Genomic DNA, 19018 nt, shown 5'->3' on the forward strand with positions numbered 1-19018 from the left:
CCCCCCCCCCCCCCCCCCCCCCCCCCCCCCCCCCCCCCCCCCCCCCCCCCCCCCCCCCCCCCCCCCCCCCCCCCCCCCCCCCCCCCCCCCCCCCCCCCCGCGGGAGGAGGGGGCGAGCGGGCCGCGGGGGGTCAGCGGGCGGCGGGACCGCGGCGGCGCAGCAGGGCCAGCACGAGCGCGGCCGCGCCCAGGACCAGGCCGGCGGCGCCCAGCGCGCGGGCCGTCCCGTCCGCCCCGGACGTGCCGGTGGTGCCGGTCGGGGACGCCGCGGCGACGGCGGTGGCGTCCGCACCCGCCACGGCCGGGCCGTGAGCGCCGTGCCCGGCGTCGGTGGCGGCCGTGGTGGTGAACTCCGGCGCGGGGCTGTCGGGCTCGGCCGCGCCCTCGTCGGCGACCTGCGACCAGTCGGACACCTCGCCGTCGGCGTACGTCTGCACCGCAGGCAGCACCACGCGGGTGCCCTGCTCCGGCAGCGGGCCGACCTGCAGGTCGAACTCCTGGAACTGGCCCACGGCGATCCCGGCGGCCCCCGGCTCGGCGGTCCAGGTGACGCTCAGCGGCGCCCGGGTGATCGTGGCGCCGGAGACCTCGACGGGCTCGGGCAGCGGTCCCTCCTGCACGGCCGCCGTCCAGCCGGGGACGGGTTCGACGGCGACGTGGGTGAAGGGCGCGCCCGTGGGCAGCTCGACCTGCAGCGAGGTGGTGGCGGCCGTGTCGGACTCGTTCGGCACGCGGAAGGTCACGACGCCGTAGGAGCCGGCGGCGGTGACGTCGGGCACGGCGCGCACGTGCGCGCCGGCGGGCAGCGCCGAGGCGAGCAGCAGGGCCGCGGCACCGGCCGCGGGGACCAGCGCCCGCACGGGCAGGGACGGGCGGGTGGGCAGGGTGGAGCGCAGGGTGGAGCGCACGGGGTCCTCCGGGTGGTGTTCAGCGGGTGGTCGCGGCGGGGGTGAGCCCCGCCGGGGGACCACGGCGCGCCACCCGGCGCGCGACCACGGAGCGGGGACGCACCGCCACGAGGACCGGCACCGGCGCCACCGGCAGCAGCACCGGCACCCGCAGCACGGCGAGCACCACGGCCCGCAGCGGCTGCAGCCACGCCCACAGGGACCACACGGCGCGCTCGCCGCGGGCCAGCACGAGCGCCGCGCCGAGCGTGGCGACGGCGTGGGCGAGCAGCATCGGCACCGGCGAACCGGCGCCGGGGGCGTGCCCGAGGGCACCTGCCGCCAGGGGCACCCACTCCTGGTGGTGCCCGTGCGACGGCACGTCGATCGTGTCGGCGGCCAGGGCCCGCAGCGCGGCGTGCAGCGCGACCTGGCCTGCGCTCAACACGGTCAGCAGGGCGGGCGCGGACAGGCGCCGACCGGTGAGGGTGAAGGCCGCGCACCCGGTCAGGGCGCCCAGGGCCAGCAGGACCAGCGAGGGCGGCAGCTCCGCACCGCCGGCGACGTGCGCGAGGGAGGCGAGCGCGACGACGGTCAGCGCCACGAACCCCGCCCGGGCCAGGCGCACCGCACCCCTGGCCGGCGACTGCACGGCGCCACCGTACCCACCGCCCCTGAGCGCCCCGCCCGCTCCCCAGCCCGGCCCGGTCCCCCCGCGGTGATCTTGCACGGTTGAGCTCTCAACCGTGCGGGATCACCGCGAGGAGGGAGGGGGCGGGGGTGTCAGGCGGGTCAGGCGTCGCCGAAGGCGGCGTGCCAGGGGCGCAGCAGCACCTCGCGCGTCTGCGAGGCCAGCATGTCGGCGACCACCTCGGCGTGCACCACGCCGCTCACGACGTTCCACAGCCCGCCCGCGCCGTCCGCGGCGTCCAGGCCCCCGGCCCGGAACGCGCGCACCGCCAGCAGTTGCGCGACGGCCGCCGTGCGGACCCGCCCGGACAGGTGCACCGCCCACGAGGCGTCGTGCACCGCGCTCGCCCACTCCCCGCCCCCGGCGCGGTGGGTGTCCGCCACCGCGCGCAGGCACGCCCGGTCGGTGCCGTCCAGGCGCGAGAGCCGCTCCAGGACGTCCCGCACACCCGCCTGCGCCTCCCCCAGCTCCTCCGGCACGGACGGCAGCGGGGCCAGGTCGCGGGCGGCGTGCAGGTACGGAGCGGCCAGCACCCGCCGCACCCCGTCGGGCAGCCGGTCGCCGAGGTAGGCGGACACGGCGGCGTCGGCGAGGACGTCCGCGGCGCGCCCGGCGGTCTCGGTGCGCAGCCGGGGCCCGCCGTCCAGGGGCGCGCTCCACGTCCAGTCGAAGACGTCGTGGTGCACCAGGCGCACCAGGGCGTCGGCGTCGGCGATCGTGGAGGCCTGCAGCACGCGCAGCACCCCCGCCTCCACGCGCGGACCCACGACGTCCTCGGCGAACACCCCGCCGGCCAGGCCCTCGGCCACCTGGTTCAGCACGTCACCGATCTGCGGCACCGCCCGGGAGGCCTCGCGCACCGAGCGCCACGCTCGCGCGCGGGCGTCGGCGTCGTGGTGGGCGGCCAGCACGTCCACCTCGCGCGGGCCGCAGTCCAGGGCGCGCAGCAGGACCTCGGCGGCCGAGTCGCCCGCCGGCAGGCGCACCAGGTCGAACCCGAGGACCGGTGAGCTCACGAGCGAGTACTGCATGGTGGTCGCCTCCAGGCTGCCGCGGCGACGCCGCCCGGCCGGGTGGCGCGTCCCCCACCCTGGACCGGGTGGTGTCCCGACACCCTGACACCGCGTGTCGGCGCTCACCACGCGCCGTCACACGGACGGGTGCGTGCCACCCCCGGGACGGCGCACGCGGCGCAGCCGCGCTGCTGCGTCGGGGGGACGGCCGGGCGGGGCGGTCGTAACGTCGGACCATGGCAGGCCGGGGCGCGCGGGACGGGCGCGAGCGGGACCACCGCCCCGCGGGCGGTCCCCAGGACCACGAGGACCACGAGGACCGCGTGGACGACGAGGACCACGTGGACGGGCCCGGCGGGGAGCGGGCCGAGGGGTGGGCGGGGTGGCTGCTCCTCGTGGCGGCGGCGGCGCCGGTGCTGCTGACCGCGGAGAGCTGCCGGCGCTTCCTCGCCGGGGCCCGCGACCGCGAGAACTTCGGCTGGCGCTCCGGCGACCTGTTCGGCACCGGCGAGGTCGCGGACGGCTCGTCGGCCCTGGACCTGGCGGACCGCTGGCCGGCGATGCTCGACACGGTCCCCGCGGGCACCGCGCTGCTGGCGTCGGTGGTGGGGCTGCTGGCCGTGACGGGCGCGGCGCTGGCGGGGCGGCCGGGGTGGCTGGCCCCCGGGCGCCGGCAGCGCTGGGCCGGGGTGGCGGTGGCGGGGCTGGTCGTGCTGGGCGCGCTGGGGCTGGCGGCCGGTTCGCTGGTGACGGTGTCGCGCTCCGGGCAGGACGACGGGGGCCTGCCGTCCTTCGTGCTGGGCACGTGGGGGTGGCTGGAGGCCGGCGTCCCGCTGGGCACGGCGCTGCTGTCGGCGGTCCTGGCGGGGCTGTGCGGGGCGGTGCTGCTGCGCACCGGTCAGCCGCCGGCGCCCCCCGCGCGCTCCCCCGGCGCCGGGACGGGACCGCTGCGCGCGCCCTCCCCCGAGCCCCGTCCCGCGCCCGAGCCCCGGCAGGAGGTGGCACCGGCGGTCCCGTCCCGGCGGCAGGAGCGCGCCGCCGGGACGGCGGAGGGCCCACCCCGGCCGAGCTCGGAGGACCTCGTCCTCTACCGGCGCCCGCAGCGACCGCGTGGAGCACCCCCTCGCGACGGCGGGGCGCACTAGCGTCGTGGTGTGGCACACCGCGACGCCCCGGCCCCGGCGGATCCCGTCGCCACCGCGCCCGGCGCACCGGCGCGCCGGGCCCGGCGCCCGGGGGCGTGGGGCGGCCGGCTGCTGACCGCGGCCGTCGCCGTCCCCCCCGCGCTCTCGCTCGAGACGGCCCGGCGCGTGCTGGACGGCTCCCTGGACACCACGTTCGGGCTGGTGGACCCCGCCACGGGCATGCTGAACGGCCCGCAGGGCCAGGCGGCCGCCACCTCCGCGCAGCTGCTCGCGGAACGCTGGTCGCTGCTGTGGCAGCTGCAGCCGCCGCACGTGCCGCTGCTGGCGGGCGCGCTGGGCACGGTGGTGCTGGCGGCGCTGGTGCTCGCGGGCCGCCCCGCGGCGCTGGTGCCGCGCGCGGGGGCGCGCTGGGCCGCGGCCGCGGTCGCCGGGTGCACCGCGCTGGCGGCCCTCGCGGCGCTGGCCGGGTTCGTCGCCCAGGTCGCCGGGCTGCTGCCGCAGGGGACGTGGCTGGTGGGCTCGCCGTTCCTGTCGCACGGCACCGCCGTCGGGGTGCTCGTCCTGTCGACCGCGCTGGCGGTGGCGGCGGCGCTCACGCTGCTGCGGGCCCCCGGCGAACCGGTGGACGAGACCGACGACGAAGCCGACGACGAGACCGGGGACGAGACCGGGGACGGGACCGGGGACGGAGCCGAGGACGAGACCGCGCAGGCTCCCGGACCGGCCACCGCACCGGCCGCCGTCGTGCAGGAGCACCTCCGGACCACCCCCGCGGACCACCGCGCCGGAGGTCCGCCCCGGCCGCGCGAGGACGAGCTGGCGCTGTACCGCCGCCCCCGCTGACGACTCGGGCCCGGGAACGCCGCAGGCCCCCCACCGGTGCGGTGGGGGGCCTGCGGGGGCGGGCGTCAGGCGGCAGCGCCCTCGATCTCCAGCGCCTTGTCGACGTCGAGGACGAGCAGCAGCGCGTCGTCGAGCTTGTAGGCGCCGCGGATCAACTCGCGGATCGGGCCGGACAGCGTGTCCGGCGGCGGCTCGAAGGTCGCGTCGGCGGCCTCGATGACCCCGCCGATCGAGTCGACCAGCAGGCTCCAGACCTCTTCGGCGGCGCGGACCACGACGTTCATCGCGGGCTGACCCTCGGCGCGGTCGGGCATGCTCAGGCGGCGGCGCAGGTCCAGCGCGGTGACGACCTGACCGCGCAGGTTGATCAGGCCGGCGACCGCGCGGGGCGCCAGCGGGGCGGGCGTGCGGGGCTGCTCGGTGAGCACCTCCTGCACGCGCCGGACCTCCACGCCGAACAGGTGTCCGGCGAGGGTGAAGGTGGCGTACTGCGTCGACACGTCAGACCCCCAGGCGAGAGGAAGCGGCAGCGAGCTCGTTCTGAGCCTGCTCGGAGAAGAAGTTCGGGTCGGCGGCCAGGATCGCCGCGCGGACGTCCAGCAGCTCGGTGACGCGGTCGCGGATGACCGCCGAGCCGACCAGGCCGGCGTCGTCGATGTCGCTGCGCGCGTCCTGGCCGGACACGATGTCGACGATCTCGTCGACGACGATCGCGACGGAGCGGCCGCGGGCCGAGTACACGACGCCGGGCAGCGAGGTGAGCTCCGGCTCGTCGAAGCCGCGCATGCTGCCCAGGTGGTTGGACAGGCGCACCAGCGGCAGGATCTCGCCGCGGTAGCGGACGACCTCGCGGCGCCCGACGCGCTCGATGGAGTCGGTCTTGAACTCCTCCAGGCGCGTGACGACGTCCAGCGGGATCGCGACCCGGCGGTCGTCGCCCAGGCCGACGACCAGCAGGCGCTGGCCCTCGCCGGTGGCGGCGGCCGTCGTGGCGGCCTCGGCGGCGACGTGCTCCAGGCCGTCGGCGCGCATGGTGCGCCGGGCCAGCGACTGCACGTCGAGGATCAGCGAGACGCGGCCGTCGCCGGCGATGGTGGCGCCGGCGTAGGTGCCGATGCCCTTCAGCGCACCGGAGAGCGGCTTGACGACGATCTCCTCGGTGTCCAGGACGCGGTCGACGACGAGGCCGAAGCGGCGGCCGTCGCACTCCAGGACGGCGATGACGAGCTTGGTGGAGACCTCCACGCCGGCGGGGCGCTGCAGCTCCAGCGCCTCCTCCAGGCGGATCAGCGGCAGCAGCGCGCCGCGCAGGCGGTACACCTTCGCGCCGCCGACGTCCTCGATGGCCTTGGCCATGCGCTCGGCGTCCAGGCTGACGAGCTCGAGCAGGTTGACCTGGGGCATGGCGTAGCGCTGGCCGGCGCACTCGACCGTCAGGGCCGGCACGATCGCCAGGGTCAGCGGGATGCGCAGGCGCCAGACGGTGCCCTGTCCGGGGGTGGACTCGACGTCGACCGAGCCGCCGATGCGCTCGATGTTCGTCTTGACGACGTCCATCCCGACGCCGCGGCCGGAGACGTTGGTGACCTTCGCCGCGGTGGAGAACCCGGGCAGGAAGAGGAACTGCAGCACGTCGTTGGGGGTCAGCGTCTCGAGCTTGGCCGCGGTGACCAGACCCTTCTCGACGGCCTTGGCGCCGATGACGGCCGGGTCGATGCCCTTGCCGTCGTCGCGGATCTCGACGACGACCTGGCCCCCCTCGTGCGCCGCGCGCAGCTTCAGGGTGCCGACCTCGTTCTTGCCGGCGGCCCTGCGGACCTCGGGGGACTCGATGCCGTGGTCGACCGCGTTGCGGACGATGTGGGTCAGCGGGTCCTTGACCGCCTCCAGCAGGGTGCGGTCGAGCTCGGTGTCGCCGCCCTCCATCTCGAGCTTGATCTTGCGGCCCAGCATGTTGCCGAGGTCGCGCACGACGCGCGGCAGCTTCGACCACAGGTGCTCGATGGCCTGCATGCGGGTGCGCATGACCGATTCCTGCATCTCGCTCGCGACGAGGTTCAGGCGGTGGCAGGCGCGGGTCAGGTCCTCGTCGCGCAGGGCGCCGGCGCGCTGGAGGATCTGGTTGCGGGCAAGGACCAGCTCACCGGCCTGGCGCACCAGGGACTCCAGCAGTTCGACGTCCACGCGGATGGTCGCCTCGGCGGCGGACGTCTTCTCCGGGGCGGCACCGGCAGGGGCGGCACCACCGGTGGGAGCGGCGGGGGCGGGAACCGCGGCGGGGACCTCGGCCACCGGTGCGGCGACCTCGGCGACGGGGGCCGGCTCCTCCGCGACCGGCTCCTCGACGACCGGGGCCGGCTCCTCGACGGCGGGGGCCGGCTCCTCGACGGCGGGGGCCGCGACGACGGGGACCTCGACGACGGGGACTTCCGCGACGGGGACCTCGGGCTCGGCCGGCTCCTCGACGACGGGGACCTCGGCGACGGGGGCCGCGACGGGGGCCGCGGGCTCGGAGGAGACCTCCACGCCCGCGCCGTCGGCGGGCGGCAGCACCGGCTCCTCGCCGTCCAGGACGGCGCGGATCGCGGTGACGACCTGGTCGACCTCGACGGACGCCTCGGCGCCGTTCTCCTCGATGGAGGACAGCAGCGCGCGGATCGTGTCGACCATGCGCAGCAGGACGTCGGTGGTGACCGGGGTCATGACGAGCTGGCCGTCGCGCAGGCGGGCCAGCAGGTTCTCCCCGACGTGGGCGACCGACTCCAGGCGGGAGAACGCCAGGAAGCCGCTGGTGCCCTTGATCGTGTGGATGGTGCGGAAGACGCTCGCCAGCAGCTCGCGGGAGCCGGGCTGCTGCTCCAGCGCGACGAGGTCGGAGTCCAGCTGGTCCAGGTTCTCGTAGCTCTCGACGAGGAACTCCTGGACGATCTCGTCCATGTCGTCCACGTGGCACTCCCGCTTCTCGCGTCGGTGCGGCCCGGTCGGGCCGCGGCATCCTGCTCACAGTGCTCATCGGCAGGTCGGGCCCCGAGCTGAAACGTCACCCGTCCGGCGGCCGCGGCACCGCAGAGCGAGGCCGGTCCCCGCTCTGCGGTGCCGGCAGAGCTGAGGGCACCGCGCTCCACCAGCGCACCGGTATTGACACGACTTTGGCTGCACCGACAGAGTGTCATCACAGTCAAAAGGAGGTCGAAGTGCCGGTCGATCCACGCGTCCTCGACGCGCTCGACGCCATCCACGCCGGTCGCCGCTCAGGTGCCAGCCTGGAAGACGAGACCCTCGACTTCAAGACGGAGAAGGGCAATGACAAGGAGACCGCTCAAGACCTGGCCGAGGCAGCGGTGTGCTTCGCCAACGCATCAGGAGGGACGATCGTCCTGGGCGTGCGCGACCGGGCGACCGGCCCCGACGCCTTCGCAGGCGCGACGATCGGCCGCGACCTGCTCCGTTCGAAGGTTCACGAGCTGACCGAACCAGCGATGGTCGTCGACGTCCAGGAACTGACCGCACACGGGAGCCGACTCCTGGCGGTCACGGTCCCTGCCGGCCTGGACGTCTACGCGACCCGCAAGGGCCTGGTGCTCCGCCGCTGGAACGACCAGTGCTTCCCGCTGAGCCCCACCGGCGTCAGCCGCCTCGACGACGAGCGCCGAGGTACTGACTGGTCCGCAGGGGGCAGCGGTCGCCCGGTGCAGGACGCAGACCCCGATGCCCTGCACCGCGTCCGACAGCTCCTGCGCCAGACCGGCGACGAAACGCGAGCACGCCTGGCGTCCGCACCCGACCAGGACCTCGTCACCGCACTGCGCCTGACGGTGGACGGGGATGAGCTGACCAGAGCCGGCGAGATCCTGCTCTGCCGGAACGCGGGAGTCACGGCGAGCGACGTCCTCGTCTACCAGTACCGGCCCACACCCGGCGGCGAGGCGACCGCCTCTCGACGGTGGGGGACGCCCCTCGTCACGGCCTTCGCCGAAGCTCTCGAGGCCATCACAGCTCGTTCCGAGATCACCCCGGTGAACACCGGGCGGGGGCAGGTCATCCAGATCGCGGACTTCCCCTTGGTCGCAGTGCGCGAGGCGGTGGCCAACGCGTTGCTCCACGGGGACCATCGCGAACGTCGCCCGGTCCACGTCGAACACTCCCCCTCAGCCCTGCAGGTGCGCTCCCCGGGGCCACTGGTCACAGGCATCACCCCTGCCAACATCCTCACCGCCGGCTCCAAGGCGAGGTTCCCCTCGCTAGCCGGTTCCTTCCGACAGCTCGGCCTGGCCGAGGAACTGGGTCAAGGCGTCGACCGCATGTACCGCGAGATGGTCCGCTCAGGTCGACAGACACCCGACGTGGCGGTCAACGGTGGTGGCGGTGATCCGGAAACCACCGTGACCCTGCGCGGTGGCCCACCGAACGCGCGCATCGCCCGGTTCGTTTCGGAGCTGCCGGACGCGGAACAGAACGACACCGACGCCCTGTTGATCCTGCTGCTCCTGTGCGAGAAGAGGTCGGTGACCGCCAGGGACGTCGCCCCCGTCGTCCAGCGCGATCTCACGGCCACCGAAGACGTGCTGCGGCGACTCGTCAACGGGCCGGCAGAACTCCTCGAGGCGACCGCCGGGACCCGCGCACGCCGGCACCCCAACTACCGTCTCCGCGGACACGCGCTCTCAGTGCTGGGTGCTGCCGTGAAGTACCACCGGCGCAATCCCGACGACACGGACGGCAAGGTCGTGGACCACGTCCGGGAGTACGAATCGATCAACAACGCCACGATCCAGCGGATCTTCGACGTGGACGTCTACCAAGCGCGCAACATCCTCCAGGACCTCGTGGGCCGGGAGATCCTCACACGAACCTCCTCGCAGAGCCGTGGGCGAGCCGTCAAGTACGGAAGAGGCGCGAAGTTCCCCGAGAAGACCAGACGGCGTTGACCCGGCTGGGCGCAGCACGGTTCCGCGCAACGCAGGACGCCGGCCCCCACGAGGGGGACCGGCGTCCTGCGGTGCGCGTCGGGCTCAGCCGGCGTTGAGCCGGGACAGGGCCGTCTGCACGAGCGTGATGAGGCTGTGCTTGGTCGCGGCCTTGCTGCGCGCGTCGGTGTAGACGAACGGCACGTGCTCCGGCACCGCGAGGGCCTCGCGGACGGAGTCCAGGTCGTGCTGCGCCACGCCGTCGAAGCAGTTCACCGCGACGACGAACGGGATGCCGCGGGACTCGAAGTAGTCCACGGCCGGGAAGCACTGGTCGAGGCGGTCGGTGTCGACCAGCACGACCGCGCCGATGGCGCCCTTGACCAGGTCGTCCCACATGAACAGGAAGCGGTCCTGGCCGGGGGTGCCGAACAGGTACAGCCACAGGTTGCCCGGCAGGGCGATGCGGCCGAAGTCCATGGCGACGGTGGTGGAGGTCTTGCGGTCGGAGTTCAGGCCCGCGTCGTCCACGCCGACCGAGTGCTCGGTCATCGCGGCCTCGGTGCGCAGCGGCTCGATGTCGGAGATCGACCCGATGAAGGTCGTCTTGCCGACGGCGAACCCGCCGGCCACGACGATCTTGACGACGGTGGGCGGTGCGGTGGGCTCCGTGGCGGTTCCCCCGGCAGCGACGCCTGGCGCGGGGGTGCTCACGTCAGAGCGAGGAAATGCCATTGAGAACACTCTCCAGGACGCTGATGGTGGTCGCGGGTTGGGGGGACGTGGCCAGCGTGAGGCCGTGGACGCGGATCTTCCCCGAGGCGGCGAGATCGCTCACCACGACGCGGACGACACCGACGGGCAGGTGGACGTGGGCGGACAGTTCGGCGACCGACAGGTACGAGGTCCTGGTGAGTTCCAGGATCTTCCGCCGTTCCGGGGTCATGCCGACCTCCGGCTCCCCCAGCGCCTCCACGAGCGCCTCGACCGGCAGGTCGGCGTTCGTGGGGCGGGTGCGTCCACCGGTCACGGTGTACGGGCGGACGGTGAACTCCTCGGCGTCCTCGTCGTCGTCGGACCAGAGGTCCGCGCTCCCTGCTGCTGTCATGTCGGCGTCACCTCCGGGCGCCGGCGGGCGCGGAGACGGGCAGCGCGGCCCGCATCTCCGAGACCAGCTGCGGGGTCAGGACGGACTCGAAGCGCTGCACCAGCATCGCCATCTCGTAACCGATGAGGCCGACGTCGCAACCGGCCTCGGCGGCCACGGCCAGCACGGAGCCGTCGGAGACGTTGACGAGGAAGAAGAACGAGTCGTCCATCTCGATGATGGCCTGGCGCACCTCGCCGGACTCCAGCTGGCGGGCGGCGCCCCGGGCCAGGCTGGAGACGCCGGAGACGATGGCGGCGAGCTGGTCGCCGGCCTCGCGGTGCAGCAGGTCGGACATCGCCATGAGCAGGCCGTCCGCCGAGACGACGACGGTGTGCTGCACACCGGGGGTGCTTCGGACGAAGTTGTCGAGGAGCCAGCTGAAGTCGGCGGCCTCGGAGCTAAGCGCGGTCACAGTGGGTTCCTCTTCTCGGAGCTGCTCCGGACATCCGGCGCACGGTCGGGATCGTGGTGGTTTCGGTGGTGGTTTCGGTGGTGGTCGTGCGGGCGGGCGGGCGGTGGCCCGACCCGTCCCCGCGGCCCCCGGGAGGGGCCGCGGGAAGCATCAGGCGTCGCCATCGGCACCGCCCGGGTGGGCGGGGGCCGTCGGGGCGTCGCCCTCGGCGCGGCCGCGGGACACGCCGGCCTGGAAGCCGGACAGCATCGAGCGGACGTCGGCGGGGGCGCGGCGCTGGCGGGCGGCCGCGGGGCGGACCGGCGCGGGCTTGGCCGCGGCCGGCGTGGCCCCGGCCTGGCGGCGGACCAGGGGCGCGGAGCCGTTGGCCATCGAGGGGTTGAAGCCCTGACCCTCGGTGAGGGCGGAGAGGGCTTCCGCGGCCAGCGCGTTCCGCTGGCGCAGCGTGTCGCCCACGGTGCGGGCGGCCGGGGTGACGGCGACCGGCGCGGCAGCGGCCTCGGGGGCCGTCGCCTGGGCCGGGACGACCGGCACCGCACGGGCGGGCTCGGCCGGGGCCGCGGCGGGCTCCGGCGCGAGAGGTGCCCGCACCGCGTCGGGAACCTGCGCGGCGGCGGGTTCCGGCACGGCGGCCGGGGCCTCGGGGGCCTGCTCCTCGGCCGCGGTCCCCGACGCGCGGCGGCGGGAGGTCCAGAAGGCCTCGGCCGCCGTCTTGGGCGGGGTGGCGGACTCGCGCACGGCGCGGGGCTTGCGGCCGGCGCGGGGCAGGATGTCCTGCGCCGCGGCCAGCGAGGCGGGAGCCTCGGCCTTGCGCTCGCGCTTGGGCATCGCCGGCAGCGCGTCGGCCGGCGCGCTGGGCGCGGAGACCGGCTGCCAGCCCGGCTCGGCGGCCGGGGCGACGGGCGCGACCGGGACGGCGGGCGCGGCCGGGGCGGCAGGAGCCGCCGAGGCGCGGGCCTCGTCGGCGCCGGCGCCGCGGGTGGGCTTGCGGCGCGTGGGCAGGCTGCGGCCGGTGCCGGTCACCTGGGGGGCCGGGGCGGAGACCCCGGACTCGGTGGCCGCGCTGGCGGCGGAGCGCTCCAGCGTGACCGACAGGGCGCTGCCGACGCCGTCCGCGGCGAGCGGGTTGGCGACGATCGTCGAGGCGCCCGCCGGGGCGGCGGGCTCGGCGGGCAGCGCCACCGCGTCCGCCGCGGGGGCCGGCTCGGCCGCCGGCAGTGCCGGCGGGCCGTCCTGGGCCTCCAGCTCCGGCACCTGGGCCGAGACGCTGCCCGGGGTGAACACGGCCGGGCCGAGCAGCAGGGTCACCGAGGTGCCCTCGCCCTCGGTGGAGTCGAACGCGACGTCCAGGTCGAGGCGGGCGGCCAGGCGGCCGACCACGTAGAACCCGAGGCGCTGGGCGCCGACGAACTCGCTGGCGCGGCCGCCGTCGATGCGCTCGCGGGCGGCGCGCACCTCCTCCTCGTCCATGCCGAGGCCGGTGTCGGTGATGGTCACCTCGATGCCGCGCGGGCCCTCCTTGGTGCCCACGACGACGCGGGAACCGGGGTCGGAGAAGTTGGTGGCGTTCTCCAGCAGCTCGGCGAGCAGGTGCGCCATGGACAGCGCGAGGTGGCCGACGACGGGCGGGTCCACCTGCAGGGCCAGGTCGACGCGGTCGTAGTGCTCGATCTCGCCGGCCGCGGTGCGGATCACGTCCGACAGCGGCAGCGGGCGGCGCAGGCGGCGGCCGGTGTTGATGCCGGCCAGGACGAGCAGGGACTCGGCGTTGCGCCGCATCCGGGTCGCCAGGTGGTCGAGGGTGAACAGGTCCTCGAGGGTGTCGGGGTTCTCCTCGGTGCGCTCCAGCTGGTCCAGGAAGGACAGCTGGCGGGCCAGCAGGGCCTGGTCGCGGCGGGCGACGTTGATGAACATCTCGGCGATGGAGGCGCGCAGGGCGGCCTGCTCACCGGCGATGCGGAACGTCGTCTCGTTCAGGTCGTTGATGACGTGCGCGACCTGGCCGATCTCGTCGGTGCTGGTGACGGTCAGCGGGGTGAACTCCACGCCCGGGCCCTCGCCCGGGGTCTGCATGCGCTCGACCATGCGGGGCAGCTCGTCGCGCACCTCGGTGGCGGCGGCGGACAGGGCGCGCAGCCGGGTGCCGATGTTGCGGGCGGCGGCGACGGCGAAGAAGATCGCGCCGCCGGCGACGAGCAGCGTCAGCAGGCTCAGCAGGACGCCTTCCCGCACGGCGGTGGCGGCGTCCTCGTCACCGTGGTCGGAGACGTGCTCACCGGCGATCGAGGCGGCCTCGTTGAGGGCGTTGATGACCGTGGTGGTCGCGCTCATCCACTCGTCCTGCGTGAAGGACGGGACACCGGAACCGGCGGCGGTGAAGGCGTTGCGGTCCTTGCTGACGAAGGCGCGCGCCTGGGCGGCCTGGCTGGCGTTCAGGACGGTGTCGACCTCACCGGCCAGCTCGGCGCTCAGCTGCGCCTGGGCCTGGTCGGCGAAGAAGTCCTGCTGCGCGATGGAGGTGGAGCGCACCTGCGCCACGCTGGCGGAGGAGACGCCGCTGAGCACCAGCAGGCCGGCGGCCTGCTCGCGGGAGGCGGCCTCGCTCTGCTTGACCAGGTAGGCGAAGCCGGCCTGCTCGAGGGCGAGCTCACGGTCGCTGGCGTCTTCCGCGACGGCCAGCGCCAGGTCGGAGTAGACGGAGATGAAACCGTCGAAGGCGGTGAGGGTCTGCGCCGCGGTGGTGTTGCCGCCGTCGATGACGGCGCGCACGCGGGAGATCTGCGTGGTGGCGCTGGTGGCCTCGGCCACCGCCTTCGCGGTCGCGGACCCGTCGCCGGTCTCCAGGCCGACCTCGACCAGCTCCGCGCCCAGGGCCGCGGTGGCGGCGTCGGTCGCCGCGCGGGCCGCGGCGATCTCCTCGGCGGTGGTGCCCGACCCCTCGATGAGGGAGCCGACGCTGGCCAGGCGCTCGTTCTGCAGGGCCACGAGCAGCTGGCTGCCCTCGTCGGCGGTGCCGGCGAACTTCGCGATGCGCCGCGTCTCGACGGCGGCGGAGATGAAGCGGACGTCGAGCGCCACGGCAGCGACCAGGAGCACCGTGAGCGGGACCGAGAGGAGTACCAGGAGCCTGGCTCTGATGCTCAGGTTGCGGAGCATGTCGACCTTCCGTACGTGAGTGGGCCTGAGGAGTGCCCACCCGGTGGTGGAGCAGACCTGCGTGTCATCGGGACTGCCGCGCGCCGGGTTGAGCGCTGAGCGCGGCGGTTCGCCCGGAGGGGCGTACCGGCGCCCCCGCCGGGCGGCCGGGGGCGCCGGACGGGTCAGCCGGCGAGCTGCTCGGCGGTGTAGTAGCCGCTGTCGACGAGCACCTGCTGGAGGTTCGACGCGTCGACGCCGACGGGCTCGAGCAGGTCCGCGGGGACCTCCTTCACGCCGTTGTCGCTGACGGTGGTCGTGACCGGCTCCTCGCCGGCCAGGACCGCCTCGGACATCTGCACGGTGGCCCGGGCCAGCTCGCGGGTGTCCTTGAACACGGTCTGGGACTGCTCGCCGGCGATGATCGACTTCACCGAGTCCAGCTCGGCGTCCTGGCCGGTGACCACGGGCAGCGGCTGGGCGGACCCGTACCCGTGGGCCTGCAGGGCGGCGATGATCGCCCGGCTCATCCCGTCGTAGGGCGACAGGACGCCGTCGAGGCGGGTGGCGGAGTAGTTCGCGGCCAGGACGCTCTCCAGGCGGGACGCGGCGGTCGCCGGGTCCCAGCGCTCGGTGGCGATCTGGTCCATGGAGGTCTGGCCGCTGCGCACCACGAGGGCGCCGGAGTCCAGGTGGGGCTGCAGCACCTCCATCGCGCCGTCGAGGAAGGCGTAGGAGTTGTTGTCGTCGGGGGAACCGGCGAACAGCTCGATCGTCTTGGGCGAGGCGGGGTCGGGCTGCAGCGCGTCGACGAGGTGCTGCGCCTGCAGCCGGCCGACCTGGAGGTTGTCGAAGGAGGCGTAGTAGTCGACCGCCTCGCTGCCGACGACCAGTCGGTCGTAGGCGATGACGGGGATCCCCGCGCCCTCGGCCTGCTCCAGCACGCCGGTGAGCTGCTGGCCGTCGATGGCGGCGACGACGAGCAGGCTGACGCCGTCCTCGATCATCCCCTGGATCTGGCTGACCTGGCTGTCGACGTCGTCCTCGCCGTACTGCAGGTCGGTGGTGTAACCGGCCGCCTCGAACAGGTCGACCATGCTCGCGCCGTCGGAGAGCCAGCGGGTCGAGGAGGTGGTGGGCATGGCGATGCCCACGCTGCGCTTGCCCTCGCCCTCCCCCTCGGCGGCGTCGGCGCCGCCGCTGCAGGCGGTCAGCACCAGGGTGGCGCCGACGAGCACGAGCGCGAAGCTCTTCTTCAGCACGGGTGGCTCCTTCGTGGTCGGCGTCGGGGTCCGGGTGGTCCGGCGGCGCGTGCGGGTGGTGCGGGGCTGGTGGGCGGGCCCGGCGGGGGCCGGGGACGATGGCCGGGTGACCGAGCTCTCCCCGGACGGACCGGCCGACGTGGTCCTGCTGGCGGGCGGCGCGGGGCGCCGCTTCGCCGCGCAGCGCCCCGGTGTGGACAAGCTCACCGTTCAGCTGTGCGACACCACCCTCATCGGGCGTCTGGTCGCCGACCTTCAGCCGCACTGGCGGATCCTGCTCGTGGGTCACCCGCTCGCAGCAGCGCCGGCACCCGAAGGGGTGGTGCAGCTGCGGGAGGACCCGCCCGGCGGGGGGCCGCTGCCGGCGCTCGCCGCGGGCCTGGAGCGCGCCGCGGCGCCGGCGGTCGTCGTCCTGGGCGGCGACCAGCCGTTCGCGGCGAGCGCGGTGCCGCGGCTGCTGGCGGCGCTGGCCGGCGAGCCCGGGGCCCTGGCGGCCGTGGGGGTGGACCCGGCCGGGCGCCGGCAGCCGCTGCTGTCGGCGCTGCGGCGCGAGCGGGCCCTGCGGGCGGTGCGGGACCTGGCCGCCGCCGGCGGCCTGGCGGGGCGGCCGCTGCGGGCGCTGCTGGCGCCCGGTGCGCACGGCGGCGTGGTCGAGGTCCCCGTCAGCGACCGCGAGTGCCTGGACGTCGACGTGCCCGCGGACCTGGAGCGGGCCCGGGCGCTGCTCGCGGGGGCGCCGGAGCGGCCCGGCACGTAGTGTCCCGGGCGTGCGCGCAGTGACGGTGTCCGAGCCGGGTGGCCCCGAGGTCCTCGTGGTGCGGGAGGTGCCGGACCCGCGGCCCGGCCCGGGCGAGGTCGTCGTCGAGGTGGCCGCGGCGGGCGTGAACCGCGCCGACGTGGTGCAGCGGCTGGGCCGGTACCCGTCCCCGCCCGGGGCCCCCGAGAACCCCGGCCTGGAGGTCTCCGGCCGGGTGGCCGAGCTCGGCGAGGGCGTCGGCGGCTGGCGGGTGGGCGAGGAGGTGTGCGCGCTGCTGGGTGGCGGCGGGTACGCCGAGCGGGTCGCGGTGCCGGCCGGGCAGCTGCTGCCGGTGCCGGCGGGCGTGGACCTGGTGGACGCCGCCGCGCTGCCCGAGGTGGCCGCCACGGTGTGGAGCAACGTGTTCACCCTGGCGGGGCTGCGCCCGGGCGAGCTGCTGCTGGTGCACGGCGGTTCCAGCGGCATCGGCACCATGGCGGTGCAGCTGGCGCGGGCGGTGGGCGCGCGGGTGGCGGTGACGGCCGGATCGGCGGCCAAGCTGGAGCGCTGCGCGCAGCTGGGCGCGCAGCTGGGCGTGAACTACCGCGAGGACGACTTCGTCGAGGCCGTGCGCCGCTTCGAGCCGGCCGGTGCGGACGTCGTCCTGGACGTGGTGGGGGGCCCGTACCTGGCGCGCAACGTGGACGTCCTGGCCACGGGCGGGCGGCTGGTGGTCATCGGCACCCAGGGCGGCACCCGCGCCGAGCTGGACCTGGGGCGGTTGCTCGCCAAGCGCGCCTCGGTGCACGCGACGACGCTGCGCTCGCGCCCGGCGGCGCAGAAGGCGGCGATCGTGGCGGACGTGCGCGACCACGTCTGGCCGCTGGTGGCCGACGGCGCGGTGCGGCCCGTGGTGCACGAGCGCTTCGCCCTGGAGGACGCGGCCCGCGCCCACGAGGTGATGGAGGGTTCCTCGCACGTCGGCAAGCTGCTGCTGACCACGGGGGCGCGGGGTCCGGCGTGACGCCGGAGGAGATCGAGGCGCGCTTCCCGCCGCAGGTGCTGCGCGAGTACGCCCTGGTGGCGGACGGCGCGCGCGGGGCGGTCGTCGGCCCGCGCGGGGACGTGGTGTGGATGTGCGCGCCGGGCTGGCACGACGACGCGGTGGTCTCCTCGCTGCTGGGCGGGCGCGGGGTGTTCGCGGTGACGCCGGCGCACCCGTTCGTCTGGGGCGGCTGGTACGAGGAGGGCACGCTCGTCTTCCACCACCGGTGGACCAGCCGGGGCGACGGCACGGTGGAGTGCCGCGACGCCATGGCGATGCCGAGCGACCCGCACCGGGCGGTGCTGCTGCGCCAGGTCGTCGCGGTGGACGGCGACGCCGAGGTGGACGTGGTGCTGGACCTGCGGGCCCGCTTCGGCGCCCGGGCGCTGCGCGAGGTGCGCCGCGACGACGCGGGCCGCTGGCACGCGCGCACGGACGGGCTGCGGGTGCGGCTGTCGGGGCTGCCGGGCGCCGAGGTGGACGACGGGGTCCTCACCGGGCGGTTGCGGGTGCCGGCGGGCGGGCGGCACGACCTGGTGCTGGAGGTGTCCGACGCGCGGCTGCCGGACCCGGTGGACCCGGAGCACGCGTGGGCCTCGACGCTGCACACGTGGCGCTCGGCGGTCCCGGAGATCGCGCACTCGGTGGCGCCGGCGGAGGCGCGGCACTCCTACGCGGTGATCCGCGGCCTGACCTCCGACGACGGCGGCATGGTGGCGGCGGCCACGACGTCGCTGCCCGAGCACGCCGACCACGGCCGCAGCTACGACTACCGCTACGCGTGGGTGCGCGACCAGTGCTACGCGGGGCTGGCGATGGCGGCCTGCGGCGGCCCGTACCCGCTGTTCGACACGCTCGTGGGGTTCGTGGTGCGGCGGGTGCTGGCGGACGGGCCCGGCCTGGTGCCGGCGTACACGGTGCACGGCGAAGCGGTCCCGGCCGAGCGCAGCACGGGGCTGCCGGGGTACCCGGGCGGCTGGGACGTCGTCGGCAACCACGTGCGCGACCAGTTCCAGCTCGACGTGTTCGGCACGGTGCTGCAGCTGCTGGCCGCGGCGATCGGGCAGGACCGGCTGGACGCCGACGGGTGGCGGGCGGTCGACGTGGCCGTGACGGCGGTCGAGCAGCGCTGGCAGGAACCCGAGGCGGGCATCTGGGAGCTGGAGGCGGACTGGTGGACGCACTCGCGCCTGGAGTGCGTGGCGGGGCTGCGGGCCGTCGCGGCGGTCGCGCCCCCGCAGGACGCGGTGCGCACCGCGACGCTGGCGGACGCGATCCTCGCCGAGACGTCGCGCCGCTGCCTGCACCCGGAGGAGGGGCGCTGGCAGCGCAGCCCGGGGCAGCCGGGCGTCGACGCGGCGCTGCTGCGACCGGCGCTGCTGGGAGCCACGCCGCTGGACGACCCGAGGCACCGGGCGACGCTGGAGGCGGTGCGGCGCGACCTGGTCGTCGACCACCACGTGTACCGCTACTCCCCGGACTCGATGCCGCTGGGCTCGACGGAGGGCGCGTTCCTGCTGTGCGGTTTCCTGGTGGCCGAGGCGCTGCACGCCGACGGGCAGCGGGTGGAGGCGTTCCGGTTCTTCGAGCGCAACCGGGCCGCGTGCGGACCGGCGGCGCTGCTGGCGGAGGAGTGGGACGTGCAGCAGCGCCAGCTGCGCGGGAACCTCCCGCAGGCGTTCGTGCACGCGGCCCTGCTGCACAGCTCCGTCCGCCTGGGCACCTGACCCCCACCCCCACCCCCACCCCCACCCCCACCCCGCGGAGATCTTGCACGATTGAGCATTCAACC

General features: G+C 75.7%; 16 protein-coding genes. 6 read left to right on the top strand and 10 right to left on the bottom strand.

Annotated features, from left to right (window positions below; all coding sequences use genetic code 11):
* Positions 1-131: 131 nt before the first annotated feature.
* The 3 genes from ACRYR9_RS16455 to ACRYR9_RS16465 form a co-directional block, all read right to left on the bottom strand.
* A complete protein-coding gene (locus ACRYR9_RS16455) occupies positions 132-908 on the bottom strand; it encodes a YcnI family copper-binding membrane protein (protein WP_432497796.1) in 777 nt (258 codons plus the stop codon).
* Between the two features lie 19 nt (positions 909-927).
* Positions 928-1539: a hypothetical protein gene (locus tag ACRYR9_RS16460; RefSeq protein ID WP_432497794.1), complete on the bottom strand. Its 612-nt coding sequence runs from the start codon at positions 1537-1539 to the stop codon at positions 928-930.
* A 140-nt stretch (positions 1540-1679) separates the two neighbouring features.
* Positions 1680-2609 (bottom strand): hypothetical protein, encoded by a 930-nt coding sequence (locus tag ACRYR9_RS16465; protein WP_432497792.1) that lies wholly within the window; start codon positions 2607-2609, stop codon positions 1680-1682.
* A 218-nt stretch (positions 2610-2827) separates the two neighbouring features.
* Here ACRYR9_RS16465 and ACRYR9_RS16470 point away from each other — a divergent pair, with 218 nt between their 5' ends.
* Both ACRYR9_RS16470 and ACRYR9_RS16475 read left to right on the top strand, forming a co-directional pair.
* Positions 2828-3736 carry a hypothetical protein gene (locus ACRYR9_RS16470; protein ID WP_432497790.1) on the top strand — a complete coding sequence of 303 codons (909 nt, stop codon included), beginning with the start codon at positions 2828-2830 and terminating at the stop codon, positions 3734-3736.
* 9 nt (positions 3737-3745) lie between these two features.
* Entirely contained in the window at positions 3746-4579 is an 834-nt protein-coding gene (locus ACRYR9_RS16475) for a hypothetical protein (RefSeq protein ID WP_432497787.1), read from the top strand.
* Positions 4580-4644: 65 nt separating this feature from the next.
* On the opposite strand, the gene ACRYR9_RS16480 is transcribed toward ACRYR9_RS16475, so the two are convergent.
* Complete coding sequence (locus ACRYR9_RS16480; protein ID WP_432497784.1) at positions 4645-5079, bottom strand: chemotaxis protein CheW; 435 nt, start codon at positions 5077-5079, stop codon at positions 4645-4647.
* Between the two features lies 1 nt (position 5080).
* Entirely contained in the window at positions 5081-7525 is a 2445-nt protein-coding gene (locus ACRYR9_RS16485) for a chemotaxis protein CheA (protein WP_432497781.1), read from the bottom strand.
* A gap of 248 nt (positions 7526-7773) precedes the next feature.
* On the opposite strand from ACRYR9_RS16485, the gene ACRYR9_RS16490 reads away from it, so the two are divergent.
* Complete coding sequence (locus ACRYR9_RS16490) at positions 7774-9507, top strand: RNA-binding domain-containing protein (RefSeq protein ID WP_432497779.1); 1734 nt, start codon at positions 7774-7776, stop codon at positions 9505-9507.
* Between the two features lie 84 nt (positions 9508-9591).
* Here ACRYR9_RS16490 and ACRYR9_RS16495 read toward each other — a convergent pair whose 3' ends face one another.
* From ACRYR9_RS16495 to ACRYR9_RS16515, 5 genes are all read right to left on the bottom strand, one after another.
* On the bottom strand, positions 9592-10221 hold the full coding sequence (locus ACRYR9_RS16495) for a GTP-binding protein (RefSeq protein WP_432497777.1): 630 nt from the start codon (positions 10219-10221) through the stop codon (positions 9592-9594).
* Positions 10202-10594, bottom strand: a complete 393-nt coding sequence (locus tag ACRYR9_RS16500) for a DUF742 domain-containing protein (RefSeq protein WP_432497775.1) — start codon at positions 10592-10594, stop codon at positions 10202-10204. Before ACRYR9_RS16500 ends, ACRYR9_RS16495 begins: the two co-directional genes overlap by 20 nt.
* 7 nt (positions 10595-10601) lie before the next feature.
* The gene (locus ACRYR9_RS16505; RefSeq protein WP_432497773.1) at positions 10602-11048 is read right to left on the bottom strand and encodes a roadblock/LC7 domain-containing protein; all 447 of its coding nucleotides are present in this window, start codon (positions 11046-11048) and stop codon (positions 10602-10604) included.
* Positions 11049-11198: 150 nt separating this feature from the next.
* Positions 11199-14204 carry a sensor histidine kinase gene (locus tag ACRYR9_RS16510; protein WP_432497771.1) on the bottom strand — a complete coding sequence of 1002 codons (3006 nt, stop codon included), beginning with the start codon at positions 14202-14204 and terminating at the stop codon, positions 11199-11201.
* Between the two features lie 164 nt (positions 14205-14368).
* A complete protein-coding gene (locus ACRYR9_RS16515; protein ID WP_432497798.1) occupies positions 14369-15442 on the bottom strand; it encodes a substrate-binding domain-containing protein in 1074 nt (357 codons plus the stop codon).
* Between the two features lie 109 nt (positions 15443-15551).
* Between ACRYR9_RS16515 and mobA the strand changes: the two genes are divergently transcribed.
* From mobA to ACRYR9_RS16530, 3 genes are read left to right on the top strand one after another with little or no spacing between them, the layout of a single operon-like run.
* Positions 15552-16202 carry a molybdenum cofactor guanylyltransferase gene (gene mobA, locus ACRYR9_RS16520; RefSeq protein ID WP_432497768.1) on the top strand — a complete coding sequence of 217 codons (651 nt, stop codon included), beginning with the start codon at positions 15552-15554 and terminating at the stop codon, positions 16200-16202.
* Between the two features lie 10 nt (positions 16203-16212).
* Complete coding sequence (locus ACRYR9_RS16525) at positions 16213-17205, top strand: NAD(P)H-quinone oxidoreductase (protein ID WP_432497766.1); 993 nt, start codon at positions 16213-16215, stop codon at positions 17203-17205.
* On the top strand, positions 17202-18953 hold the full coding sequence (locus tag ACRYR9_RS16530; RefSeq protein ID WP_432497763.1) for a glycoside hydrolase family 15 protein: 1752 nt from the start codon (positions 17202-17204) through the stop codon (positions 18951-18953). Before ACRYR9_RS16525 ends, ACRYR9_RS16530 begins: the two co-directional genes overlap by 4 nt.
* The last annotated feature ends 65 nt before the right edge of the window (positions 18954-19018 follow it).

The organism is Kineococcus auxinigenes (genome assembly GCF_050871525.1).
Classification (GTDB): domain Bacteria; phylum Actinomycetota; class Actinomycetes; order Actinomycetales; family Kineococcaceae; genus Kineococcus.

Excerpts from the sequence above, each read along its gene's own strand:
- ACRYR9_RS16465 (WP_432497792.1), bottom strand. The coding sequence starts at position 2,609 with ATGCAGTACTCGCTCGTGAGCTCACCGGTCCTCGGGTTCGACCTGGTG.
- ACRYR9_RS16470 (WP_432497790.1), top strand. The coding sequence starts at position 2,828 with ATGGCAGGCCGGGGCGCGCGGGACGGGCGCGAGCGGGACCACCGCCCC.
- ACRYR9_RS16495 (WP_432497777.1), bottom strand. The coding sequence starts at position 10,221 with ATGGCATTTCCTCGCTCTGACGTGAGCACCCCCGCGCCAGGCGTCGCT.
- ACRYR9_RS16500 (WP_432497775.1), bottom strand. The coding sequence starts at position 10,594 with ATGACAGCAGCAGGGAGCGCGGACCTCTGGTCCGACGACGACGAGGAC.
- ACRYR9_RS16510 (WP_432497771.1), bottom strand. The coding sequence starts at position 14,204 with ATGCTCCGCAACCTGAGCATCAGAGCCAGGCTCCTGGTACTCCTCTCG.